Below are 23419 nucleotides of genomic sequence, written 5' to 3'. Positions count from 1 at the left end.
CATCATCTCCTGAAGAAAACGAGCACTTCCCTTGCCACCCCTTCTTCAGGTCAAGGCCCCGCCGGGCGACCGGCGGGGCTTTTCCGTCTTCGGCCGTCAGGGGGCGGCGGGCCTGCCCGTGGCCCAGCCCGCGTACAGGGGAACGCGGGTGTCCGTGGAGACGCGGTGGAGCTGGCCGGGCTTGGCGTTGACGGCGAAGAGGTCCAGGAAGGCCGCGAAGTCGTTGAACCACTGGTGGGTGGGGCTGAAGGAGTGGACCAGCATGACCGCGGCCTTCGCGCGGAAGCGGCGGGCCTCGATTAGGGCCGAGGCCGTTCGGTGCAGGAGCTGGTAGCGCACCGAGTCCGGCAGCTTGTCCGGCAGGCCGAGGATATCCTGAAGATGGGCGAGCCGTCGCCGCTTGCCGTCCGAGGCACCCTGCCGCCACTGGCCCAGCGGCTGGCCGAAGGGCTCGGCCGCTTTGCCCTCGACCATGACCGTGACCGGCCCGGAGCCGTTCCCGGCCAGGACGAAGAGGTCGTTCTGTGATGGATTGCCGGGGCCCGGCAGGGGGACTTTGTGTTCGGGGATGGCCAGGATCATCTCCAGGTCGGCGAAGTCCGGGGCGCTTTTGAGCAGGGCGGCGACCTCGGGCGGCCAGCCGTCGGCGGACTCCCAGGCGTAGGCCAACTCCTTGGCCGAGCAGCCGTTTTTCCACTGTTTTTCGGGGGATGCCAGGAACCCGCGCCAGTCTTCGGGGGACCCGGTGGGCCTGTAGATTCGTTTCATCGCGTGTTCTCCTTGGGGAAGCAGCGGCAGCCTTTTCCTTACTATAGACGCACGGGGCCGCGGAAGTGCACGAAAAAAATGGCGGGAAGTGAAAAAAGTTGACAGGCCGCCCTCATCGGTAGTGAACTGACTGCCCGAATTTCCGTAACCCGAGAGGTATTCCGATGCGTAGTAAAAAGATGACTGGTGGATTGGAGAAGGCCCCGCACCGTTCGCTGTTGTATGCGAGCGGGCTGTCCAAGGAAGAGATGGACAGGCCCCTGATCGGCGTATGCAACGCCCAGAATGAAATTATCCCCGGTCATGTGCACCTGGATACCATCGCCGAAGCCGTCAAGGCGGGCATCCGCATGGCGGGCGGCACGCCGCTCGAATTCCCGGCCATCGGCGTGTGCGACGGCCTGGCCATGAACCACGAGGGCATGAAGATGTCACTGCCCAGCCGCGAGATCATCGCCGATTCGGTGGAAATCATGGCCACGGCACACCCGTTCGACGCCATCGTCTGCATCCCCAACTGCGACAAGATCGTGCCCGGCATGCTCATGGCCATGCTCCGGCTGAACATCCCGGCCGTGCTCGTGTCCGGCGGCCCCATGCTGGCCGGGCACAAGAAGACCTCGGACCTGATTACCGTGTTCGAGGGCGTGGGCAAGGTCCGCTCGGGCCAGATGACCGAGGAGGAGCTGGAGGAATACACGGCGGGCGCGTGCCCCACCTGCGGCTCGTGCGCGGGCATGTTCACGGCCAACTCCATGAACTGCATGGCCGAGTCCATTGGCCTGGCCCTGCCCGGCAACGGCACCATCCCGGCGGTCATGTCCGCCCGCGTCCGGCTGGCCAAGAAGGCGGGCATGCAGGTCATGGAGATGTATGAGCGCGACATCCGGCCGCGCGACATCGTCACCGAGAAATCCGTGCACAACGCGGTGACCATGGACATGGCGTTGGGCTGTTCGACCAACACCACCCTGCACCTGCCCGCCCTGTTCGCCGAGGCGAACCTTGATCTTTCGCTTCAGATGTTCAATGAAATCAGCATGAAGACGCCCAACCTGTGCAAGCTGGCCCCGGCCGGGCCGCACTACATGCAGGACCTGGACGAGTCCGGCGGCATCCCCGGCGTCATGAGCGAGCTGGTCAAGAAGGACCTGCTCAACCTCGACGTCATGACCGTCACCGGCAAGACGCTCGGCGAGAACCTCAAGGACCTGAACGCCCAGGTCACCAACCACGAGATCGTCCGGCCCATCGACAACCCCTATTCCAACGAGGGCGGCATCGCCATCCTGTACGGCAACATCGCGCCCGACGGCTGCTGCGTGAAGCAGTCCGCCGTGGCTCCGGAGATGATGCGGAACACCGGCACGGCCCGGGTCTTCAACAGCGAGGAGGAGGGCGTGGCCGCCATCCTGGGCAACGAGATCAAGCCCGGCGACGTGGTCGTCATCCTCTACGAAGGCCCCAAGGGCGGCCCCGGCATGCGCGAGATGCTCACCCCCACCTCGGCCATTTCCGGCATGGGGCTCGGCGGGTCCGTGGCGCTCATCACCGACGGCCGGTTCTCCGGCGGCACGCGCGGCGCGGCCGTGGGCCACATCTCGCCCGAGGCCGCGGCCGGTGGGCCGGTGGGCCTGATCCGCGAGGGCGATCGTATCGAGATCGACATCCCGGCCCGCACGATCAACCTGCTGGTGGACGAGGCCGAGCTGGAGGAACGCAAGAAGACCCACAAACCCGTGGTCAAGGAGGTCTCCTCCCCGTTCCTGCGGCGCTACGCCAAGCTGGTCACCTCGGCCGCGCGCGGCGCGGTCTACGAGAAATAGCCGGGCGCGTCACGCAATGAAAAAGCCGGTTCGGGGTTGCCCGAACCGGCTTTTTTCGTGCTCAGTCATTCTTGTCGCGCCAGGGAAGCCGCTCGTCCAGGGGCGGCTTCAGGCCGGGATACCACCTGTTCAGGATGCCGGCCAGGGTCCCGTCGTCGCGCATGGTCCGGAACGCCCGCTGCCAGGCGTCCACGGTCTCGGGCGCGGTGCCGTGCGACAGGGCCACGTACAGGTCCACCTCCTTGAGCACGAACACCGGCTCGAAGTTGTTCGGGTCGATTCCGGCGGCGTCGGCCATGGACTCCAGCCCGGTGTCGCTGCCCACGATCAGGTCCAGCCGCCCGTACTCCAATTTGCGGTAGTTGGTCGCGTCGCTCGCGGCCCGTTGCAGGTTGGTGAACCCCAGCCCGGCGAGATAGCGGTCGCGCGCATCGCCGAAGTAGGTGCCGATGGACCCGACCCTGCGGGCGTCGTCCAGGCAACGGATGGTGACCCCGGACCCCTTGCGGGCCAGAAAGCACCAGCGCACCCGGAAGATCGGCCCCACCCAGTAGAAGCGCGGGTCGCGCTCCTCGGTCCGGGTGGTGGGAAACAGGACCACCCCGGGCTTGTTCAGGGCGATGTCGTAGGCCCGTGCCCACGGCATGGGCTCGATGGCCGCCGTGCAGTGTGTCCGGTCCATGAGTTCGCGGACGAGGTCCACGGCCCAGCCGCCCAGTCCGCCGTTTTGGGGCTGGACCGCCCGACCGTTGGGCTCGGCAAGCACTCGGAGGTCGGCCGATGCGGCCGCGCGGGCGGAATTCGTAAGTGGCCAGAGGAAAAAGAGAAGAAAAACGGCCGGGGAAAAGCGTGACAACCAGTTCATGGAGGCCTGATAGCAGGAAAGTCGGTTTTCCGCATCAGTAAAATTCGTCCGGGGAAAATACCCCCCGGAAACGAGAAAGGCCTCCTTGCGGAGGCCTGTGACTTTCTCGGTGCAAAAGAAGGAAGATGCTTTTCTTATTGCATTGGCCATGCCAAGGATTCCGCATTCGAAAATAATATTTTTTATTCCAAATATAGCAATACGTTAACTGTATGCATCCGCAACGCGTCCGGGCGCCTCCGTCTGGATGTGTGGTACAATAATTTGGACTTTCCCGGTACTGGAGCGCGAGGAGGCCCATTTTTTGTACCCTCCGGGTTCGGAAGGAGAAAGAGGTTGTTCGGCCCGTCTATATCGGAATGATACCGGTTCTTATAAAGATTGTTCATGCGTAACTAAAATCTGGCAACGCGGTGACAATTGTGTGTACGGTGTTTGTGTGAACTATCAAAAAACAGGGGGAGAAAATGAAGCTTTCGAATATAGGAATCGGGCAACGGCTGGTCGCCATGTTGGCGCTGCTGATGCTCGCCCTGGTTGTCTTTTTCCTGGTCTCCGTATCCTACGGGACCAAGAATCTTACCCTTTCCATCGTCAACAAGACCCTGAGCCAGAACACACGCAGCGTCACCGCCACCCTGGACAGCTGGATCCAGGACCGCATGCACTTCCTCGGCCTGGCCGCCACATCGGAAGAGGTCGTCGAGGCCGCCGCGGACGGCGACTGGCACCGGGCCGAGGCCTGGCTGCAACGGGCCAAGGCCCAGGACCCCATGCTGGAATCCCTGTTCGTGCACGATGCCAAGGGGATCAGCGTGGTCACCACCAACGAGGGCGGCCGGGGCAAGGATTACACCTCCAGGCCCTACTACAAGGCCATCATGACCGATGGCCAGGACGAGTACATCTCCGAAGTGACCCTGTCCCCGGCCACCAACAAGCCGAGGATTGCCTTTGTCCGCGCCGTCAAGCGCGACGGCAAGACCATCGGTTACGTCGGCATGTCCGTCCAGGGGGAGGCGTTTTCCGACTTCCTCGCGCCGATCAAGGTCGGTGAGAACGGCTACTGCTACATGTACGACGACAGGGGCAAGGTCCTGGCCCACCCGGACAGTTCCCTGATCTTCAAGGACCTGAGCGGGTCGAGCTTCATCCAGGAGGGGCTGCGCCAAAAGAACGGCTTCATCGAGTACGAATGGGATGGCGCGGTCAAGTACATGGCCTTTGGCCAGGTCAAGCGCACCGGCTGGATCGTGGCCCTGACCGCCGAACGCTCCGACTTCCTCCATGAGGCCAACCAGCTCCAGTTCCGCCTGGTCGTCGGCGGCGGCGTGGCCCTGATCGTCATCCTCGCCCTGGTCTTCGTGGTCATCCGCAGGCTGGTCTCCAAGCCGCTCGCCGTGATCGCCGAAAAGGCGGAGCTGGTCAGCCGCGGCGACCTGTCCGTGGACTTCTCCGGTCGGTTCAGCGGCGAACTTGCCCGGCTGCGTGACTCCTTCGAGGCCATGGTCGACAGCCTCGGCAAGGTGGTCGAGGACATCCAGTCCGGCAGCGAAAACGTGGCCTCCGGGGCCGAGGAGCTGTCCGCCACGGCCGAGGCCCTGGCCCAGGGCGCCACGGCCCAGGCCGGAGGCGTGGAACGGCTGTCCAGCGCCATTGAGCAGATCAGCGCCAGCATCAACAACACCGCGTCCAACGCCAAGGAGACCGAGTCCCTGGCCGCCCAGGCCGCCAAGGACGCCCAGGAGGGCGGCGAGGCCGTGGCCGAAGCGGTCAGCGCCATGAGCGATATCGCCGAGAAGATATCCATCATCGAGGAGATCGCCCGCCAGACCAACCTCCTGGCCCTCAACGCCGCCATCGAGGCCGCCCGCGCCGGTGAACACGGCAAGGGCTTCGCCGTGGTCGCCGCCGAGGTCCGCAAGCTCGCCGAACGGTCCGGGGTCGCCGCCAACGAGATCAGCGAACTGTCCGCCTCGAGCATGACCGTGGCCAACCGCGCCGGAAAGATGCTCGAACGGCTCGTCCCGGACATCCAGAAGACCTCGGAACTCATCCAGGAGATCACCGCTTCCACCCAGGAACAGAACTCCGGCGCGAACGACATCAACACCGCCACCACGGAACTCGACCGCGTCATCCAGCAGAACGCCGCGGCCTCCGAAGAAACCTCCTCCACCTCCGAGGAACTCTCCGGCCAGGCCGTCCAACTGCAACAGACCGTCAGCTACTTCAAGTTGCGCCGAAGCGCCGGACCCGTCCGGACTCCCAAGCGCCCGGTGGTCACCCGCACCCCGGCCCCGGTACTGACCGGCGACGACGAGCCCGGCGGAGGCGACTTCGAACGGTTCTGATCCCGATGGACTTATGCGTATCAGGCGCGCCCCGGCAACGGGGCGCGCCTTTTCGTTGCGAGTGGAAGATGCCTCCGGCGGCTGGGGCGCTGCCCCAGACCCCGCCATGGAACCCTTTGGGAAAAGGGTTCCCTGGACCCTCCCAAACCTTTTGTGTCGCCTGCGGCGAAGGAGAGGGGCGGGAAGGATGATGTTTTTCGCAGGGAGGTTGGCTGGGCGCGCCCCCTTCGGGACGGTTGCCCACGCCGCCTGGGAGGAGGGGCAAGGAACTATGAGAGGGCGGCGTCTTGAACTGTGGTAGTAAGAGGCCCGGCTCTTCGCGCCCCCGTCATCCGCGAAGCGGCACAAAAGGTTTAGGAGGGAAAGGGGGATGGGGGTCCGGGGGAAGGGGGAGGCAAAAAAAAGAGGGGCCGCGTGAGCGGTCCCTCTTTTGATTGTATCAGGCGGCCAATTATTTGAACTTGGCCAGGGCGGCGGCGAAGCCTTGTTTGGAGCGGGGGATGATCTTGTCTTCCACGGAGAAGGACAGGCGGAAGAAGCCGGGGTAGCCGAAGCCGGAGCCGGGCACGGCCAGGACTTTTTCTTCCTGGAGCGCGGCGCAGAATTTGACGTCGTCGCCGCCGGGGGCCTTGGGGAAGAAGTAGAACGCGCCCTTGGGCATGGTGTATTCGTAGCCCGCGTAGTCGAGGACTTCGGCCATGGCCTTGCGGCGGCGGTCGTAGATGGAGATGTCCACGCCCGAGCCGAGCGCGCGGGCCATGAGCTTTTGGGCCAGGGCCGGGGCGTTGACGAAGCCGAGGATGCGGTTGGTCAGGGTGATGGCCCCGACCAGGGCGGCCATGCCCTCCATGGCCGGGTTGACCAGGGCGTAGCCGATGCGCTCGCCGGCCATGGACAGGTTCTTGGAGAAGGACGAGCATACCACGGTGAAGGGGTAGATGGGCAGCAGGCTGGGCACGTCCACGCCGTCGAAGGCCAGGAACCGGTAGGGTTCGTCGGCCAGGATGTAGATGGGCCGTTCGCGTCCCGCGTTATGTTTTTCGAGGATGGCGGCCAGTCCTTCGAGGGACGCCTTGTCGTAGACCGCGCCCGACGGGTTGTTGGGCGAGTTGAGCATGACCACGCGGGTCTTGTCGGTGATGGCCTTGTCCATGGCCTCCAGATCGAGCTGGAAGGTCAGGGGCTTGGCCGGGACCGTGATCAGTTTCGCGCCGTGATTTTCGCAGTAGAAGGTGTACTCCACGAAGAACGGGGCCGGGCTGATGACCTCGTCGCCGGGTTCGAGCACGGCCCGGAAAAACGAGTTGAGCGCGCCCGCCGCGCCGCAGGTGATGACCAGGCAGTCGGCGGTCACGGGCGTGCCCTGTTCCTTCGAGACCTCGGCGGCCAGCTTTTCGCGCACGTCGGGGTAGCCGAAGTTGGGCATGTAGCCCATGAAGAACGGCTTGTCGGCCTGTTCGGCCAGCTCCAGGAGCCCTTCCTTGATGGCGGGCGGCGGCGGCAGGTCCGGGTTGCCCAGGCTGAAGTCGCAGACCGCGTCCTCACCGAACTGTTTCTTCAGGGCGATGCCCTCTTCGAACATCTTGCGGATCCAGGAGGACCGCTCCATGTATCCCGCTATCTGGCTGGAAATAAGCTGCATGGGAAAACTCCTTGGAATTCGGGTGAAGCCCCGACCCTACGACAACCAACCGCCACTTGCAATACGCGATGGCCGCAAGCGACGGGCGGGCCCCGCCCCGCGCCAGGCCGGTTCACGATGGGCCGCGCACGCCCCGGCACGCTTCCCCGCCGGTCGTCGTCCGCAGCCCTCTTGACAATGATTAGCCACCTAACTATTGTGGCGTCATGTTTTACCTGAAGGATTTTCCCGACGAAGCGATGATCGCCCGGTTCAAGGCCATCCTCCCGAACGTCGACGCGGCCGGCGTGCAGATATTCATCCGGCTCCTCGCGCTGGGCAGCGAATGCCTGTCGCGGCTGGACCGGGTGCTCGGCGAGCACGGGTTGAGCCACGGCCGCTGGATCGTGCTCATGCTCCTGCGGCGCCGGGAGGTCTGGCGGGCACTGCCCTCGGAACTGGCCGACGAGCAGGGCATCTCCAGGGCGACCATGTCCGGGCTGATCCGGGGCCTGGAGGAGCAGGGGCTGGTTGCCCGGCAGCCGGACGAGCGCGACAGGCGGCAGACCCTGGTCGTCCTGACGCCGGAGGGCGCCGCCCTGGTGGAGCGGGCCCTGCCCGAATGTCTCGGGCTCATGGAGCGGACGCTTTCGCCCCTGGACGACGAGGAAAAAGGCGAGTTCAGGAGGTTGATTGAAAAATTGTTTCCCCTCGGCGGCGCTTGATGCGATAATGGAAGGAGGCTTTGAAGCCTCGCACCATAAAAAGAGGAAGTCGTTACGGTATGCGTAAGGTTGTCATAATTATCTTGGCTGTGGTTCTCCTCGGCGGAGGCGGTTACTGGGCGTACAGGGTGTTTTGCCCCGAATGCGCGGACACGGGCCCGCTGGTGCTCTACGGGAACGTGGACATCCGACAGGTCAATCTTGCCTTCAAGGACAGCGAGCGGATTCGGGACGTCCTGGTGGAGGAGGGCGACGAGGTCGAAGGCGGCCAGAAACTGGCCCAGCTGAAGACCCAGCGGCTGGAGTCCCAGATCAAGGCACTCCAGGCCGGGGTGGAAGCCCAGAAGTATGTGGTCATCCAGTTGGAGAACGGTTCCCGGCCCGAAGAGATCCAGCAGGCCCTTGCCGAGGAACGCCAGGCGTTGGCCGAGCGGAATTTGACCAAGCGGACCTTTGATCGGCAGTCGCGGCTGCTCAAGAGCGGGGCCAACTCACCGCAGGACCGGGACGACGCCCTGGCCCAGTACGACGTGGCCAAGGCCAAGTACCAGGTGGCGGTGCAGAACCGCATCCTCATGGAGAAGGGGGCCCGGTGGGAGGAGATCGCCTCGGCCAAGGCCTCTCTGAACAAGCTCGAAGCCGACCTGGACGTGCTCAAGGTGCAGTTGGCCGAGAGCGCGCTCTATGCGCCCACCAAGGCGGTGGTCCGCAGCCGCAACCTGGAGCCGGGCGACATGGCCTCGCCCCAGAGCCCGGTCTTTACCCTGGGCATCATGGACCCCAAGTGGGTCCGGACCTATGTGCCCGAGAACAAGCTCGGGCTGATCAAGCCGGGCATGCGCGGCTACGCGGTGGCCGACTCCTGGCCGGACAAGCGGTTCGAGGGCTGGGTGGGGTTCATCTCCTCCACCGCCGAGTTCACACCCCGGTCCGTGGAGACCCCGGAGTTGCGCACCTCCCTGGTCTACGAGGTCCGCCTGAACGTCCACGATCCCGAAAACGTACTCAGGCTGGGTATGCCGGTGACGGTCCGTTTCGATTCCGAGGCCGCTCCCGCCGCGCAGACCGCCGACGGAAACTAGGCGGGGCCATGCCGGAGACAAGCGGTTCCCTGCCCCTGGAGATCAAGGGCTTGCGCAAGACTTTCAAACGGGGGAAGGGCCGGGTGGAGGCCCTGCGGGGCGTCTCGTTCGCCCTTGAGCACGGCAGCGTCAATGCCCTGCTCGGTCCGGACGGCGCGGGCAAGACCACGCTCATCCGCCTGGCCACGGGGATCATGGCCCCGGACGAAGGCAGCGTGACCGTGCTCGGCATGGATTCCATCGGCCGAGCCCAGGACATCCAGTCGGCCATCGGCTACATGCCGCAGCGGTTCGGCCTGTACGAGGACCTGACCGTGCAGGAGAACCTCAACCTCTACGCGGATTTGCAGGGGGTGGGACGGCAGGAGCGCGGCGAGCGCTACGAATCCCTGATGGAGATGACCAACCTGGCTCCGTTCACCAAGCGGCTGGCCGGACGGCTCTCCGGCGGCATGAAGCAGAAGCTCGGGCTGGCCTGCTCCCTGCTCAAGACGCCGCGCTTTCTGCTCCTGGACGAACCCACCGTGGGCGTGGACCCTCTCTCAAGGCGCGAACTGTGGTCCATCGTGGACGCCCTGGTGCGCAAGGACGATATCACCGTGCTGGTCAGCACCGCCTACCTGGACGAGGCGGCCCGTTGCGACCGGGTCTTCATTCTCCAGGACGGCGAACTGATCGGGCAGGGCGCGCCGGACACCTTCGTCGACAAGGCGCGGGGGCGGGCCTGGCGGGTCACGCCCGAGACCACCCCGCGCGTGGTCCAGAGCCGCCTCTTCGGGAAGCATGGAATCGCCGATGCCACCTTGGAATCGGGGTGGGTCCGCGTGGTCACCAGGGACGAGGACATGCCGGAATCCCTGTTCCGCGAGGCCGGGGCCGAGGACCCGCAGGCCGTCGAGCCCATCTTCGAGGACGGCTTCATGCTCCTGCTCAACCGGGACACGCAGGCGGACGCCCCGGCCCTGAAGGTGGCCAGGGTGCACGGAAGCGGCGACGGCGCGGCCATCAGCGTCACCGGGCTGGAGCGGCGTTTCGGCGATTTCTACGCGGTCAAGGGGCTGACTTTCTCGGTCAAGCGCGGAGAAATCTTCGGCCTGCTCGGCCCCAACGGGGCGGGCAAGTCGACCACCTTCCGCATGCTCTGCGGCCTGCTGCCCGCCACGGGCGGGACCCTGAAGGTCGGCGGCCTGAACCTGCGCCGGGCCGCGGCCAAGGCGCGCAAGAACCTCGGCTACATGGCCCAGAAGTTCTCCTTGTACGGCCAGCTCTCGGTGCTTGAAAACCTGAATTTCTTCAGCAAGGTCTATGGGTTGTCCGGGTCGCATCGCGAAGAGCGGGTGCAGTGGGCCCTGAACGAACTGGACCTGGCCGACCAGGCCGAGACCACGTCCGGGGAGCTGCCCTTCGGCTTCCGCCAGCGCCTGTCCCTGGCCTGCGCCCTGATGCACGAGCCCGACATCCTCTTTCTGGATGAGCCCACCTCCGGGGTCGACCCCCTGGCCCGGCGGCAGTTCTGGGCCCGGATCAACTCCCTGGCCGAGCAGGGCGTGACCGTGGTGGTCACCACCCACTTCATGGAAGAGGCCGAGTATTGCGACCGCATGCTGATCATGATGGCCGGGGAGCTGCTGGCCCAGGGAACCCCGGACGAGATCCGGCGGTACGCCGGGACCGACGGCGACGCGACCATCGAAAAGGCCTTCATAGCCCTGGTCGAAGAGCACCGGGCGCGGCAAAAGGAGGGATGACCGTGCGCAGCCGTCTCGACTTCACCCGCCTGCGCGCCCTGCTCGCCAAGGAGTGGCTGCAGATCATCCGCGACCCATCGAGCATCGCCCTGGCCTTCGTCATCCCGATCATCATGCTCCTGCTCTTCGGCTACGGCATCAGCCTGGACCCCAAGAAGCTGCCCGTGGCCTTTGTCATGGACAAGCCCGACCCCACGGCCTCGACCCTGCTGGCCCGCTTCCGCCACTCCGAGTATTTCGGCATGGTGCCCACGACCTCCTGGGGCGAGGCGGAGCAGATGCTGCTGGACCGACAGGTGGACGCGGTCATCCGCTTGCAGTCGGACTTCACCCGCCGCCTGAGGACCGGTGGCCAGGCCCCGGTGCAGTTGGTCGTCAACGGCGTGGACTCCAACCGGGCCCTGCAGATCCTCGGCTACGTGACCATGACCTGGAACCGCTGGCTGGTCGAGTTTTCCGAGACCCTGCCGGGGGCGGAGAACCTGGCGCGGGTCGGGCTGGTGGACTTGAAGCAGCGCATCTGGTTCAACGAGGCCATCCGCAGCGAGAACTTCCTGGTGCCCGGCCTCATGGCCATCATCATGACCCTGATCGGCACGCTGCTGACCGCCATGGTCATGGCCAGGGAGTGGGAGCGGGGGACCATGGAGGCCTTGCTGGTCACCCCGGTCAGGCGGCTGGAGATCGTCCTGGGCAAGCTGATCCCCTATTTCCTGCTCGGCATGGGCGGCCTGGTCCTGTGCATCGTCATGGCCGTGTTCCTGTTCAACGTTCCGTTCCGCGGTTCTCTGAGCCTGCTCCTGCTGCTGGGCGGCGTGTTCATGATCGGAACCCTCGGGCTCGGGCTGTTCATCTCCTCCACGGCCAAGAACCAGTTCGTGGCCGGGCAGATAGCCCTGCTGGCCGCCTTCCTGCCGTCGTTCTTCCTGTCCGGGTTCATCTTCGAACTTACCAGCACCCCGATCTTCATCCAGGTGCTCTCCTTCGTCGTCCCGGCCAAGTATTTCGTCAACATCGTCCAGACGTTGTTCCTGGCGGGCGACGTCGCCTCGGTCCTGTTGCCCAACCTCGCGGGCATGGTCGTCCTGGCCCTGGTGTTCATGACCCTGGCCTTCCGCAAGACACGCAAGAGCCTGGAGTGAGCCCATGGAGAGCGTCCGCCGCATCATCGCCCTGGTCATCAAGGAGTTCCTGGCCCTGCTCAAGGACCCGAAGAGCCGCATCGTGGTCATCGGCCCGCCGATCATCCAGCTGATCCTGTTCGGCTACGCGGCCACCTTCGACCTGACCGACATCCCCTTCGCCTTCGAGGACCTGAGCCGGTCCGCGGAGTCGCGGGAGTTCCTGTCCGGGGTGTCCGGGTCCCCGTATTTCCATCTGGTGGGCGAGGTCCGCGGCGAGTCCGTCATCCGGGAGATGATCGACAGCCGCAAGGTGCGCTTCGTCCTGCGCATCGGGCAGACCTTCGCCCGGGACCTCAAGGCGGGCCGCAACGCCCCGGTCCAGGCCCTGCTGGACGGGCGCAACTCCAATACCGCGGGGATCATCGGCAACTACCTGAGCAACGTGGTCGCCCAATACAACGCCGCGCGCCTGGCCGGGGTGGGCCGGGCCAGCCCGTCCGTCCTGGTCTCCCGCATCTACTACAACGAAAACGCCCTGAGCCGGGACTTCTTCGTGCCCGGCATCGTCGGGGTCATCGCCATGGTGGTGACCCTGCTGGTGACCGCCCTGTCCGTGGCCCGCGAGCGGGAGCACGGGACCTTCGACCAGGTGCTGGTCACGCCGTTGTCGCCCATCGGCATCCTCATCGGCAAGGCCACTCCGGGTCTGGTCATCGGCCTGCTGGAGTCCTCGCTGATCATGCTGGCCGCGGTCTACTGGTTCGAGGTGCCGCTGCGGGGCAACGTCGGGATGCTCTACCTCGGCCTGTTCTTCTTCATCTTCGCGGCCGTGGGCGTGGGGCTGATGATATCCTCCTTGAGCGTGACCATGCAGCAGGCCCTGCTCGGGTCCTTCCTGTTCCTGATGCCGTCCGTGCTCCTGTCCGGGTTCGCCACGCCCATCGCCAACATGAGCCGGGTGGTCCAGTGGATCACCCTGATCAACCCCCTGCGCTACGTCCTGGTCCTGATCCGGGGCGTGTTCATCGAGAACTCGCCGACCTACGTGCTGCTCATGCAGATCTGGCCCCTGGCCCTGATCGGGCTGGCCTGCATGGCTCTGGCCGTGGTCATGTTCCGCAACCGCATCTACTGACCCTTCGCGAGGACTGCCGATAACGCAACGGCAAGGCCCCGGTTCCCAATGGGAGCCGGGGCCTTTTCGGGTCAGCGTGGCAAAAGGGTGCGGCCTAGCGCGTCACCCCGCCTTCCCAGACGTAGCAGAAGCCCGCCCGGGGCGGCATGATGAAGCTCGCGTCCACGCCGAGCAGGCTCGGCTTGAACGGCTGTGCGGCGTCCAGGGTGTTGTACGGGTTGTCGTCGGGATAGAGGTCGCGGCGGTAGGTGACGACCTTGCAGTTCGGGTCCAAGCCGGCCAGGGAGCGGGCCTTGGCAAAGGCGTCCTGGATGTAGCCGATCTGGTCGATGAGGCCGATGGACAGGGCCTGGGTCGCGGTGAACACCCGCGCCGACTTGACCGTTTCGAGGTGGGCCGGGGTGAGGTGGCGGTGGGCCTGGACCAGGGAGTAGAAGCGCGCGGCCATGTCATCTATAATGCCTTGGAACAAGGCTTTTTCCTCGTCGGTAGTGGGCCGGAACGGCGAGCCCATGTCCTTGTCGCGGCCGGACTTGGAGACCTCCACGCCCACGCCGACCTTGTCCATCAAGCCGTTCAGCTTGGGCCGCATGAAGATCACGCCCACGGACCCGGTGATGGTCGTCGGGTGGGCCACGATCCAGTCGGCGGGCAGGGCCGCGTAGTATCCGCCCGAGGCGGCCACGTCGAACATGGCCACCACCACGGGCTTGCCGGTCCGCTTCTTGAAGTCGGTCAGCTCGTGGTAGAGCACGTCCGAGGCGGTGGTGGTCCCGCCGGGAGAGTCGATGGCCACGACCACGGCCCCGACGTCGTCGTCGGCCTCGGCCAGCTTGAGGTCGTTGACCATCTCCTGCACCGGGCTGGGCTGGGAGCGGAGCATGCCCTGGGCCGGTTCGGTGGACAGGAAGCCGTGCAGATGAATGAGCGCGATCTTGCCGGCGGCCTCGCCGTCGACCACGTACTCCTTGAGGGGCTCGGTGGCCGGGGAGGCGAATATCTTGATCTTGGGGGCGCACCCCGGCAACAGCAGGAACAGGGCGAGCAGCAGCGGGGCTGCGGAAGAGAATCGGGTCGGCATGAAATCCTCCGGGATGTCGGTTTATGGGAGCATCCTACCGGGGCCGGGGATTCTTGCCAAGGGGAGATCGGTCTTGACAGGCACCTCGCTCTTCTCCTTGAGGAAGATGCCGTCGGGCAGGCCCTTTCCGGCGGCGTTCCCGCCAGGCCGGGGAAGTCGCTCCCGTCGTTCTCCTCCACGAAGGACGCGGCCGTTTCGTCCGGGGCCGGCGGCTCGTCGCGCGGGGCTACATGACCAGGGCGAAGCCCAGCCCGGCGGCCAGTTCGCCCAGGATCACGGCGCAGCCCAGGAAGTCGCCGTTGGCCCCGCCCACCTTTTCCGCCAGCCGGAACAGGCCGAGCAGGACCAGGGTGACGATGACCGTGGACGCCAGGGTGGCGGGCAACCCGGCCATGATCCATCCGGCCGCGAAGGTGAACAGGGTGGCCGTGAGGGCCACGCCCAGGGTGGCCCCGTCGATGTACAGCTTGCCCAGGCCCGGGCGGACCAGATGGCGTACGTGGTAGCCGAGCCAGACCGCGGCCGCCCGGCCCAGGACAAAGGCCCAGGCCGCAGCCCAGTATTCGCCGCGGGCGAGCATGGCGTGGAACAGGACGACCTGTCCGGCCAGGGCCATGACCAGGCCCATGACCCCGAAGGCGCCGGTGCGGCTGTCCTTGACCACCGCCCAGAAGCGCACGGGGTCGGTGTGGGTGGTCACCGCGTCGCACACGTCGGCCAGACCGTCCATGTGCAGGCCGCGCGTCAGGTAGATGGAGGCCGCGACCATGAGCCATGCCTGGACCCACGGGGAGTCGGCGAACAGGCCGAGCCGGAGCGGCAGGACGATGAGCAGGCCGAGGACCAGCCCGGCCGGGGGCATCCAGCGCATGCACCGGTTCATGGCCGATTCCGGGATGACCCTCGCAGGGGCCAGCCGGGTCAGAAAGCCGAGGGTATCGAAGAAATCGCGCAGCACGTCAGGCCTCCCAGGCCAGTTCCACGGCGTCGCCCATGGACAGGCCGAATCGTTTTGCGGCGGACCGCTGGTTCACCGCCAGTTCCAGGAACCCCTGGCTGCCTTCGAGCAGGCCGGGTTCGCCCTCGGGCATGTCCGCGTACTTGACCGCGTAGGCCAGGGGACCGCCCGCCGGGGACTCCATGCGCAGGCCGCACGGCGTGCCCAGGCCGCCCGCCTCCAGGTTGAGCACGCAGTTGCCGAAGCGGTCGATGTGGACCACGTGGGCCAGGGCCCGCCCGCCGTCGATCTCCGGCCGGGACCAAGTCTGCGTGACCAGGGCCGACGGGTCGATCTCGTGGCCCACGCCTTCGGGCCTGCCGCCCAGCGCCAGCCAGGCGGCGAGCGGGGCGAACACGTCCCGGCCGTGGAAGGTGTGCGAGATCTTTTTGGGCGCGTCCATGGCCTTGGACAGGTCGTAGGCGTGCACCTCGGACCAGGCGCGGTTCAGGGCCAGGGTGAGCAGCCCGTTGTCCGGGGCCACCAGCAGCCGGTGGCCGATCTCCAGGCAGGCGATGCCCCGGTCCGTGCCCACGCCGGGGTCGACCACGGCCAGGATGACCGCGTCGCCCGGGAAATGCTCGTAGCTGGCGGCCAGGAAGAACCCGGCCTGGGCTACGTTGAACGGGGCCACGTGGTGGGAGATGTCCACCACCGGGCAGTTGGGGGCCTTGCGGGCCAGGACCGCCTTGACCTGGCCCACGTAGGGGTCGGTCAGGCCGAAGTCCGTGATCAGCCCGATGGTCCGGGGCGGCGGCGCCTCCTTCTTCTTGGCGGAGAGGATCATCTAGTACACCTTCCTCGACGAGAAGCCCTGGCCCTGGACGTGGAAGCCCGAGCCCATGATGAAGAACGCGTCCGGGTCGATGGTGTAGACCACCTCCTCCAGCTCCTTGAGCTGCATGGACGAGATCATGGTCATGACCACCTTGCGCGGCTCGCCGGTGTATCCGCCCGTGCCCTCCAGGATGGTCACGCCCCGGTCCAGGTCGGTCAGGATGGCCGCGTTGATGGCGGCGGAGTGGTCCGAGACGATCATGACCATCTTGCGCTCGGAGAACATGCCGAGCACATACTCGATGCCGAAGGCGATGACGAAGGTCATGGCGATGGAGTAGAAGACGATGTTCATGTCCAGGTAAATGAACCCGGCCACGAAGCCGAGCATGTTGAACCAGAACTCGAAGGAGCCCATGGACATGTTGAACTTTTCCTTGCAGATCACGGCCAGGATGTCGGACCCGCCCGTGGAGCCGAGCGAGCGCAGGGCGATGCCCACGCCCGCGCCCATGATCCCGCCGCCGGTGATGACCGCCAGCCAGATGTCCTTCATGTGCAGGGCGTAGGGGATGGCGTCGATGAACACGGACGAGACGACCATGCCATAGAGGGAATAGAAAAAGAACCGCTTGCTGACGAAGACCCAGCCGAGGATGAACACGGGCAGGTTCAGGGCGAAGTACCACTGGCCCGTGCTCAGCCCGCCGAAGGCATAGTAGCACAGCAGCGCGATGCCGGACATGCCGCCGGTGAGCAGGCCGTGGGGCACGGCGATGGCCTTGACCGAGAAGGCGATGAGAAAGGAACCTAGGGTGAGCAGGGCGAGGTTCCACGGCACCCCGAAGGTCATGCCGCGCAGCGTGTCTTTGAACGTGTTGGTCATTGTCGATCTCCGCCCAATGTTCTAGCGGGTTTTGGCCGGGCTGAAAACCAAAATCCGACCGGCCCCCGTCCCTTGCGCGGGGGCGCGATTCCCGGTAAACGGATTGGGGCTTTCGCCCAACAACACTAGTCTCGGGAAGTACTCCACATGACGCTCAAGGATTTGATTTCGGAAAAGGACCTGGCCGCGTTGCAGCAGGAACTGCACGACCGTTTCGGGCTGAACGCGGACATCATGGACGGTGAAGGCCACCGTTTGCTCGGCAACACCTGGGGCAACGACCTGTGCCGGGCCATCCGCAACGACGAGAAGGGGTTCGGGGCCATCTGCGCCACGGCCGGCCAGATGTTCACCCAGTTGCTCAAGAAGGGCGAGCCGTTCGTCGAGTACTGCGACGCGGGCATGGTCCGCGTCGGCGTGCCCGTGGTGGTCGGGGGTGAGGTCGTGGGTGCGGTGGGCGGCTGCGGCCTGGTGCCCGCCGACGAGGAGGTGGACGAGTTCACCATCGGCATGATGAGCGGCCTGGACGAGGCGGCCATCGCCGAGCGGGTCAAGACCGTGCACGCCGCCGACGAAGCGCGCCTGGCCGAGATCCGGGCCTTCATCACCGAACGCATCGAGGCCCTGCTGCCCTAGCTCGTGCCCGAAAGATATAATTGCTCAATATGACCCCACGCGGGTAGGGGAGGACCATTCGGCGGTAATACTTGAGGGGGGGGGGTGATGGCGCTGCGCGGGAATGAACGGGTTTGCCCCTGCCGGGGCGCGGCCGTCCGGGCCGCGTTTGCGTGGCTGCTCGTCTTGTGCCTCGTCTGCCCGCTCTGGGCCGGACCGGCTCAGGCCCATCCGCAGGCCCTGCTGATCAGTTCCTACCATCCGGGCTTCCCGACCTTTTTCCATCAGATCGAGGGCATCGAGTCCGTCTTCGACCCGGCGGGTGTTGATTTGGACGTGGAGTACATGGATTCCAAGCGGTTCAGCACCTCGGAAGACACCCTTGCCTTCCGCGGCATGCTCGCCGACAAGCTGGCCCGCTTGCCCCGGTACGACGTCATCCTCACCGCCGACGACAACGCCCTGCGTTTTGCCATGGCCAACCGGGAGGCCCTGTTCCCGGACACCCCGGTGGTGTTCTTCGGGGTCAATGATCAGGCTCTGGCCCACGCCCAGGGCGACGACGACAATTTCACCGGGGTCATCGAGGCGATCTCCATGGAGGGGACCCTGCGATGCATCTTCCGGCTGCAACCCAAGGTCCGGACCGTGTACGCCGTGGTGGACGGAACCCCGAGCGGCGGAGCGGACCTGCTGACCTACCTGTCCAAGCGCCCCCTGTTCCCGGACCGGGAGCTGGCCGTCCTGTCCCTGACCGGCCTGACCTGGGCCGGGCTGGCCGAGCGGACCCGCGCCCTGGGACCGGAGGACGCCATCCTCCTGCTCTCGGCCTACCGCGATGCGGCGGGCGAGCCCGTGACCTTCGAGGAGGGGCTCAAGCGCATCCTGAACAGTACGGAGGTCCCGGTCTACGACCTGTGGGAGCACGGCCTGGGCCTGGGCGCCATCGGGGGCAAGATCGTTTCCCATTTCGACCAGGGGCGCCGGGCCGCGCGCATGGCCCTGGACATCCTCCACGGCACGCCGGTCCGGGACATCCCGGTAGTCGAGGGCACCGAGGCCAACCGGTACGTTTTCGACTACCGCGTGCTCAGGCGATTCCACATCGACCCGGACGAGCTGCCCGAGGGCAGCCGGATCCTGAACCGGCCGGATTCCCTGTGGCGGACACACCAGCTGGGGCTTTCCCTGGGGCTGGGCACGCTCGTCGTCCTGGCCGTCCTGGTCTTTCTGCTCCTGGCCTACGTGTCGCGCCTGCGCCGGGCCCGGATCGGGCTGCGGGAGAGCGAGGAGCGGCTGCAGATGTCCTTGGAGGCCACCAGCGACGGGCTGTGGGACTGGTCCGTGGACAGCGAAAAGGTCTATTTCAGCCCCGGCTACTTCACCATGCTCGGCTATGAACCGGGCGCCTTCCCGCCCGCCTACGAATCCTGGCTCAAGCTGCTTCATCCCGATGACCGGGATGCGGCCGTGGACGTGGTCACCGCCCACGCGCTGTCCGGCGAGGAGTTCCGCACCGAGTTCCGCCTGCGCAACCGGGACGGAGGCTGGACCTGGGGGATGGCCCGGGGCAAGACCCTCGAGTGGACCCGTGACGGAAAACCCCTGCGCGTGGTCGGCACGCACACGGACATCACCGACCGCAAGCTGTTCGAGGAGCGGCTGGTCCAGGCCAAGGAGGCGGCCGAGGCGGCCAACCGGGTCAAGGACGAATTCATCGCCAACATCAGCCACGAGGTGCGCACCCCGCTGAACGGGGTCATGGGCATGCTCCAGCTCCTCCAGTCCTCGGACCTGGACGGCGAGCAGCGCGACTTCGTGGACACCGCCCTGCATTCTTCGCGCAACCTCCTGCGCGTGCTCAACGACCTGCTCGATTTCAGCAAGATCCAGGCGGGCAAGCTGGACATCCGCGAGGCCCCCTTCGACCTGGCCGGGCTGGTGGAGGAGAGCCTCGACTTCTTCAAGCTCCAGGCGGGCGACAAGGACCTGGAGCTCCGGGCGGACATCGATCCCTCGGCCCGGAAGCACTACCTGGGCGACGCCGGGCGCATCCGCCAGATTCTCTTCAACCTGGTGGGCAACGCGGTCAAGTTCACGGACGAGGGATCCATCACCGTGGAGGCCTGCGAGCTGTGGCATCCCGAGCCCGGCCGCAAGCGGCTGCTCTTCACCGTCCGCGACACCGGCATCGGCATCGCCGAAAGGGACCTCTCGCGCATCTTCGCCCCGTTCTCCCAGGTGGACGGCTCCCTGACCCGGACCTACCAGGGCACGGGCCTCGGGCTGCCCATCGTCCGGAAGCTGGTGGAGCTCATGGGCGGCAACTGCGAGGTGGAGAGCGAGCCGGGCAAGGGCACGGCCATCCGCTTCTTCCTGGTGGTGGGCGAGCACACCGGAGCCGCCGACGCGGCCGACGCGGCCCCCGGACCCGGCGCGAGCCGTCCCCTGCGCCTGCTCCTGGTGGAGGACGAGCGCGTCAACCGGGTCATGGCCCGCCGCCTGCTGGAGCGCATGGGCCACACCGTGGTCGAGGCCGAAAACGGCCGCGACTGCCTGACCCTGCTGCGCGACCACTCCTTCGACGCCGTGCTCATGGACGTCCAGATGCCGCTGCTGAACGGCCTGGACGCCACCCACGCCATCCGCATCGCCCGTGAATTCTCCCACGTGGCGGACATCCCCATCATCGGCCTCTCGGCCCACGCCGCCCGCCAGGACCGCAACCGCGCCCTGGAAGCGGGCATGAACGAGTACCTGGTCAAGCCGTTCGAAAAGGCGGACTTGGAGCGGGCGCTCAGGAAGGTGGTCGGGGGCTGAGCCCCGCCCCCGTTAACGGAGCGATCCCACTTGCTTTGCCCATTGTAATGGGTTATATATTACCCATAATATGGCTATATGGGCATTTTATGACTCATTATGTGAGGACGCAGGATGAAGAGCAAGCTTTCGGCAACGGCATATTCGCGGTACGGTCGTGAGGCGGCGATCCTGCTCGGGCAACTGATCCGGGCGGGGCGCAAGGAGCGCGGCTGGACGGCCGGCGAGCTGGCCGATCGCGCAGGGATTTCGCGGCGGACCTTGCAGCGCATCGAGAAGGGTGACCCGGGCTGCCAGATCGGCGGAGTGTTTGAGGCCGCGGCCCTGGTGGGCGTACCGCTGTTCGAAGCGGAGCCGTCGGCCCTGACCCGCCAGGTACGGCAGATGGAGGACAAGTTGCGGCTGCTGCCCCGATCGGTGCGCGTGAAGACCAGGGAGGTGGACGATGACTTCTGATTCGCCGGTTCGGGAGGCATTCGTCTGGGTCTGGCTGCCCGGTGAAACCGAACCTGTGGTGGCCGGTAAACTGGAGGCCGATGGGGACTATTGCCGATTCAACTATGGCCGGTCTTACCTGGAGAGAATGGACGGGGAGCCGAGGGCCATTCCCCTGTACGAGCCCGAACTGCCGTTGCGCCGGGGCGTGTTGCCCCTGCCGGATGGTCTGCGTATGCCGGGCTGCATCCGGGACGCCGCGCCCGACGCCTGGGGCCGCAGGGTCATCCTGAACCGGCTCCAGGGCGGCCGGGGGCGAGGGGCGGATACCGACGCCCTGGACGAGCTGACCTATCTTCTGGAATCGGGCTCGGACCGCATCGGCGCCCTGGATTTCCAGGCGTCGCCCTCCGAGTACGTGCCGCGCACGGCACAGAGCGCCTCCCTGGAGGAGTTGCTTGCCTCCGCCGACCGTGTGGAGCGGGGCATCCCCCTGTCGCCCGCCTTGGACCAGGCGCTGCTCCACGGCAGCTCCATCGGCGGGGCCAGGCCCAAAGTGCTCGTCGGGGACGGGGGGGAGAAATACGTGGCCAAGTTCTCCTCGGCCACGGACACCTATTTCAACGTGGTCAAGGCCGAGTATGCGGCCATGCGCCTGGCCGCGCTGTGCGGCATCGACGCGGCCCCGGTCCGGCTGGAGACGGCGGGCGGCAGGGACGTTTTGCTCGTCCGGCGGTTCGACCGCGCGCGGGGGGAGAACGGCTGGACGCGCAGGGCCATGGTCTCGGCCCTGACCCTGTTCGGCCTGGACGAGATGCAGGCCCGTTACGCCAGCTACGAAACGTTGGCCGAGATCGTCCGCCATCGTTTCGACGAACCGCGGGCGACGCTCAGGGAGCTCTTTTCGCGCCTGGTCTTCAACGTCCTGTGCGGCAATACCGACGACCACGCCCGCAACCATGCGGCCTTCTGGAACGGCGCCGTCCTCTCCCTGACCCCGGCCTACGACATCTGCCCCCAGGGCCGCTCCGGCAACGAAGCCTCCCAGGCCATGCTCATCCACGGCGACAATCGCTTGAGCAATCTCAGGACCTGCTATGAAGCCGCCGGGTCCTTTCTGCTTGCCGAAGAGGAAGCCCATGGCATCGCCGAGGTCATGATCGAATCCATTCGTGAGCACTGGGACGCGGTCTGCGAAGAAGCGGCCCTGTCCGAGGTGGACAGGGCCGCGCTTTGGGACCGGCAATTCTTGAACCCGTTCTCCCTGGGGATGTGAGGGCCCCTACCCCCACCGGCACTCGGGCTGTTTCCTGCCGACCGGCGAGAACACGAACTGCCACAGTTGGATGTCCCTGGCCCGGAAGGCCCCGGCGCAGGATTGTAGATAGTATTCCCACATGCGCTTGAAGCGGTCGCCGTATTTGTCGCGAAGGTCGGGCCAGGCGTGGCGGAAGTTGCGCAGCCAGCTCATCAGGGTGCGGTCGTAGTAGGGGCCGAAGTTGTGCAGGTCCTCCAGGACGAAGTGCTTTTCCGCGGCCTTGGAGACCTCGGCGATGGACGGCAGGCAGCCGTTGGGGAAGATGTAGGTGGCGATCCACGGGTCCAGGCCCGGCCCCGAGGTGTTGCTGCCGATGGTGTGCAGCAGGAACAGGCCGTCCGGCTTGAGGCAGCGGTCCACGGTGCGCATGAAGTCCGGGTAGTTCTTGGGGCCCACGTGCTCGAACATGCCGACCGAGACGATTTTATCGAAGGTCTCGTTCAGGAGCCGGTAGTCCGCCTCGCGGATATCCACGGGCAGGCCTGCGCAGAACTCGCGCCCGAAGGCGATCTGCTCTTTCGAGATGTTCACGCCCACCACGGAGCAGCCGCGCTCCTCGGCCATGAACCGGGCCAGCCCGCCCCAGCCGCAGCCGATGTCCAGGACCCGGTCGCCGGATTTGAGCTCCAGTTTGTCGCAGATGAGCCGCATCTTGGCCTCCTGCGCCCGTTCCAGGTCGCGGGAGACCTCCTCGTCGGTCTGGGTCTCGGGGCAGCCGTTCATGCCCTTGTAGTAGGCGCAGCTATATTGCAGGTGGGGGTCCAGGAACCCCTGGAACAGGTCGTTGCCCAGGTCGTAGTGGCGCTGGGCCACGATTTTGGCCCGCGACAGGCTTTGCAGGTTGCAGACCAGGGCGGGCAGCGCCTTGGCGATGAGCCGCCAGGAGTCGCGCACCCGGTTTTCCACGCCGGTCTTGAGCACGCGGCAGATGAACTCGTCCACCCGCTCGCAGTTCCACCAGCCGCGCATGTACCCCTCGCCCAGGCCCAGGTTCTTCCTGAGCAGGATGTCGTGGAAAAGCCGTTCGTCCTTGACCCGGATATCCCACGGGTCGCTCCCGTTCACCGCCACGCCCGCCTCGGCCAAGAGGTCGGACAATATCGCTCTGCTTGCAGACATCTCGAAGACTCCTTGCACATGGCCCGGCGCCTTCCCTCCCGCGCTCCGGGCATGTTTTTTCGTGTTTAGGGCCTACGTAACACTTTGCCAGGCCTGGAACAAGAGGGGGTGCCGGAAAAAAAC

The 23419-nt window shown here is 66.0% G+C and carries 19 protein-coding genes; 11 read left to right on the top strand and 8 right to left on the bottom strand.

The annotated features are described in order from the left end of the window. Positions 1-96: 96 nt before the first annotated feature. The gene (locus V8V93_RS19360; RefSeq protein ID WP_338668276.1) at positions 97-768 is read right to left on the bottom strand and encodes a DUF6946 family protein; all 672 of its coding nucleotides are present in this window, start codon (positions 766-768) and stop codon (positions 97-99) included. A 164-nt stretch (positions 769-932) separates the two neighbouring features. Here V8V93_RS19360 and ilvD point away from each other — a divergent pair, with 164 nt between their 5' ends. Next, on the top strand, positions 933-2594 hold the full coding sequence (ilvD, locus tag V8V93_RS19355) for a dihydroxy-acid dehydratase (protein WP_338668275.1): 1662 nt from the start codon (positions 933-935) through the stop codon (positions 2592-2594). A gap of 61 nt (positions 2595-2655) precedes the next feature. Here the strand turns inward: ilvD and V8V93_RS19350 are convergent, their stop codons facing one another. Then, positions 2656-3459 (bottom strand): substrate-binding periplasmic protein, encoded by an 804-nt coding sequence (locus V8V93_RS19350; RefSeq protein ID WP_338668274.1) that lies wholly within the window; start codon positions 3457-3459, stop codon positions 2656-2658. A 467-nt stretch (positions 3460-3926) separates the two neighbouring features. On the opposite strand from V8V93_RS19350, the gene V8V93_RS19345 reads away from it, so the two are divergent. After that, a complete protein-coding gene (locus V8V93_RS19345) occupies positions 3927-5813 on the top strand; it encodes a methyl-accepting chemotaxis protein (protein WP_338668273.1) in 1887 nt (628 codons plus the stop codon). A 451-nt stretch (positions 5814-6264) separates the two neighbouring features. Here V8V93_RS19345 and V8V93_RS19340 read toward each other — a convergent pair whose 3' ends face one another. Next, positions 6265-7455: a pyridoxal phosphate-dependent aminotransferase gene (locus V8V93_RS19340; RefSeq protein ID WP_338668272.1), complete on the bottom strand. Its 1191-nt coding sequence runs from the start codon at positions 7453-7455 to the stop codon at positions 6265-6267. A 206-nt stretch (positions 7456-7661) separates the two neighbouring features. On the opposite strand from V8V93_RS19340, the gene V8V93_RS19335 reads away from it, so the two are divergent. The 5 genes from V8V93_RS19335 to V8V93_RS19315 are packed head-to-tail and all read left to right on the top strand — an operon-like array spanning position 7662 to position 13248. After that, positions 7662-8159 carry a MarR family winged helix-turn-helix transcriptional regulator gene (locus tag V8V93_RS19335; RefSeq protein WP_338668271.1) on the top strand — a complete coding sequence of 166 codons (498 nt, stop codon included), beginning with the start codon at positions 7662-7664 and terminating at the stop codon, positions 8157-8159. Positions 8160-8218: 59 nt separating this feature from the next. After that, a complete protein-coding gene (locus V8V93_RS19330; protein WP_338668270.1) occupies positions 8219-9241 on the top strand; it encodes an efflux RND transporter periplasmic adaptor subunit in 1023 nt (340 codons plus the stop codon). Between the two features lie 8 nt (positions 9242-9249). Further along, positions 9250-10989, top strand: coding sequence for an ATP-binding cassette domain-containing protein (locus V8V93_RS19325; protein ID WP_338668269.1), 1740 nt, complete (start codon positions 9250-9252; stop codon positions 10987-10989). Positions 10990-10991: 2 nt separating this feature from the next. Then, positions 10992-12131, top strand: a complete 1140-nt coding sequence (locus tag V8V93_RS19320; RefSeq protein WP_338668268.1) for an ABC transporter permease — start codon at positions 10992-10994, stop codon at positions 12129-12131. Between the two features lie 4 nt (positions 12132-12135). Next, positions 12136-13248 (top strand): ABC transporter permease, encoded by a 1113-nt coding sequence (locus V8V93_RS19315; RefSeq protein WP_338668267.1) that lies wholly within the window; start codon positions 12136-12138, stop codon positions 13246-13248. Between the two features lie 94 nt (positions 13249-13342). Here the strand turns inward: V8V93_RS19315 and sppA are convergent, their stop codons facing one another. The 4 genes from sppA to V8V93_RS19295 form a co-directional block, all read right to left on the bottom strand. Beyond that, positions 13343-14329, bottom strand: a complete 987-nt coding sequence (sppA, locus tag V8V93_RS19310) for a signal peptide peptidase SppA (RefSeq protein ID WP_338668265.1) — start codon at positions 14327-14329, stop codon at positions 13343-13345. 226 nt (positions 14330-14555) lie between these two features. Then, positions 14556-15287, bottom strand: a complete 732-nt coding sequence (locus tag V8V93_RS19305; RefSeq protein WP_338668264.1) for an adenosylcobinamide-GDP ribazoletransferase — start codon at positions 15285-15287, stop codon at positions 14556-14558. A 1-nt stretch (position 15288) separates the two neighbouring features. Continuing rightward, positions 15289-16113 (bottom strand): SAM hydrolase/SAM-dependent halogenase family protein, encoded by an 825-nt coding sequence (locus V8V93_RS19300; RefSeq protein ID WP_338668263.1) that lies wholly within the window; start codon positions 16111-16113, stop codon positions 15289-15291. Further along, complete coding sequence (locus V8V93_RS19295; protein WP_338668262.1) at positions 16114-16989, bottom strand: YitT family protein; 876 nt, start codon at positions 16987-16989, stop codon at positions 16114-16116. Between the two features lie 147 nt (positions 16990-17136). On the opposite strand from V8V93_RS19295, the gene V8V93_RS19290 reads away from it, so the two are divergent. The 4 genes from V8V93_RS19290 to V8V93_RS19275 all read left to right on the top strand — a co-directional run bounded on the left by V8V93_RS19290 (position 17137) and on the right by V8V93_RS19275 (position 22135). Next, a complete protein-coding gene (locus V8V93_RS19290) occupies positions 17137-17625 on the top strand; it encodes a PocR ligand-binding domain-containing protein (protein ID WP_338668261.1) in 489 nt (162 codons plus the stop codon). Between the two features lie 87 nt (positions 17626-17712). After that, entirely contained in the window at positions 17713-20424 is a 2712-nt protein-coding gene (locus V8V93_RS19285) for an ATP-binding protein (protein ID WP_338668260.1), read from the top strand. 114 nt (positions 20425-20538) lie between these two features. Next, entirely contained in the window at positions 20539-20880 is a 342-nt protein-coding gene (locus tag V8V93_RS19280) for a helix-turn-helix transcriptional regulator (protein ID WP_338668259.1), read from the top strand. Further along, positions 20870-22135: a type II toxin-antitoxin system HipA family toxin gene (locus V8V93_RS19275; protein ID WP_338668258.1), complete on the top strand. Its 1266-nt coding sequence runs from the start codon at positions 20870-20872 to the stop codon at positions 22133-22135. Before V8V93_RS19280 ends, V8V93_RS19275 begins: the two co-directional genes overlap by 11 nt. A 6-nt stretch (positions 22136-22141) precedes the next feature. Here V8V93_RS19275 and cfa read toward each other — a convergent pair whose 3' ends face one another. After that, positions 22142-23296 carry a cyclopropane fatty acyl phospholipid synthase gene (cfa, locus tag V8V93_RS19270; RefSeq protein WP_338668257.1) on the bottom strand — a complete coding sequence of 385 codons (1155 nt, stop codon included), beginning with the start codon at positions 23294-23296 and terminating at the stop codon, positions 22142-22144. Positions 23297-23419 lie beyond the last annotated feature (123 nt).

Source organism: Pseudodesulfovibrio sp. 5S69, from assembly GCF_037094465.1.
Lineage (GTDB): Bacteria > Desulfobacterota > Desulfovibrionia > Desulfovibrionales > Desulfovibrionaceae > Pseudodesulfovibrio > Pseudodesulfovibrio methanolicus.
The sequence above is the reverse complement of the archived record's forward strand: the minus strand, read 5'-3'. Positions and strand labels throughout refer to the sequence as shown.

Coding starts and splice junctions, on each gene's coding strand:
- V8V93_RS19360 (WP_338668276.1), bottom strand. CDS start 768: ATGAAACGAATCTACAGGCCCACCGGGTCCCCCGAAGACTGGCGCGGG.
- ilvD (WP_338668275.1), top strand. CDS start 933: ATGCGTAGTAAAAAGATGACTGGTGGATTGGAGAAGGCCCCGCACCGT.
- V8V93_RS19350 (WP_338668274.1), bottom strand. CDS start 3,459: ATGAACTGGTTGTCACGCTTTTCCCCGGCCGTTTTTCTTCTCTTTTTC.
- V8V93_RS19345 (WP_338668273.1), top strand. CDS start 3,927: ATGAAGCTTTCGAATATAGGAATCGGGCAACGGCTGGTCGCCATGTTG.
- V8V93_RS19340 (WP_338668272.1), bottom strand. CDS start 7,455: ATGCAGCTTATTTCCAGCCAGATAGCGGGATACATGGAGCGGTCCTCC.
- V8V93_RS19335 (WP_338668271.1), top strand. CDS start 7,662: ATGTTTTACCTGAAGGATTTTCCCGACGAAGCGATGATCGCCCGGTTC.
- V8V93_RS19330 (WP_338668270.1), top strand. CDS start 8,219: ATGCGTAAGGTTGTCATAATTATCTTGGCTGTGGTTCTCCTCGGCGGA.
- V8V93_RS19325 (WP_338668269.1), top strand. CDS start 9,250: ATGCCGGAGACAAGCGGTTCCCTGCCCCTGGAGATCAAGGGCTTGCGC.
- V8V93_RS19315 (WP_338668267.1), top strand. CDS start 12,136: ATGGAGAGCGTCCGCCGCATCATCGCCCTGGTCATCAAGGAGTTCCTG.
- sppA (WP_338668265.1), bottom strand. CDS start 14,329: ATGCCGACCCGATTCTCTTCCGCAGCCCCGCTGCTGCTCGCCCTGTTC.
- V8V93_RS19300 (WP_338668263.1), bottom strand. CDS start 16,113: ATGATCCTCTCCGCCAAGAAGAAGGAGGCGCCGCCGCCCCGGACCATC.
- V8V93_RS19295 (WP_338668262.1), bottom strand. CDS start 16,989: ATGACCAACACGTTCAAAGACACGCTGCGCGGCATGACCTTCGGGGTG.
- V8V93_RS19290 (WP_338668261.1), top strand. CDS start 17,137: ATGACGCTCAAGGATTTGATTTCGGAAAAGGACCTGGCCGCGTTGCAG.
- V8V93_RS19285 (WP_338668260.1), top strand. CDS start 17,713: ATGGCGCTGCGCGGGAATGAACGGGTTTGCCCCTGCCGGGGCGCGGCC.
- V8V93_RS19280 (WP_338668259.1), top strand. CDS start 20,539: ATGAAGAGCAAGCTTTCGGCAACGGCATATTCGCGGTACGGTCGTGAG.
- V8V93_RS19275 (WP_338668258.1), top strand. CDS start 20,870: ATGACTTCTGATTCGCCGGTTCGGGAGGCATTCGTCTGGGTCTGGCTG.
- cfa (WP_338668257.1), bottom strand. CDS start 23,296: ATGTCTGCAAGCAGAGCGATATTGTCCGACCTCTTGGCCGAGGCGGGC.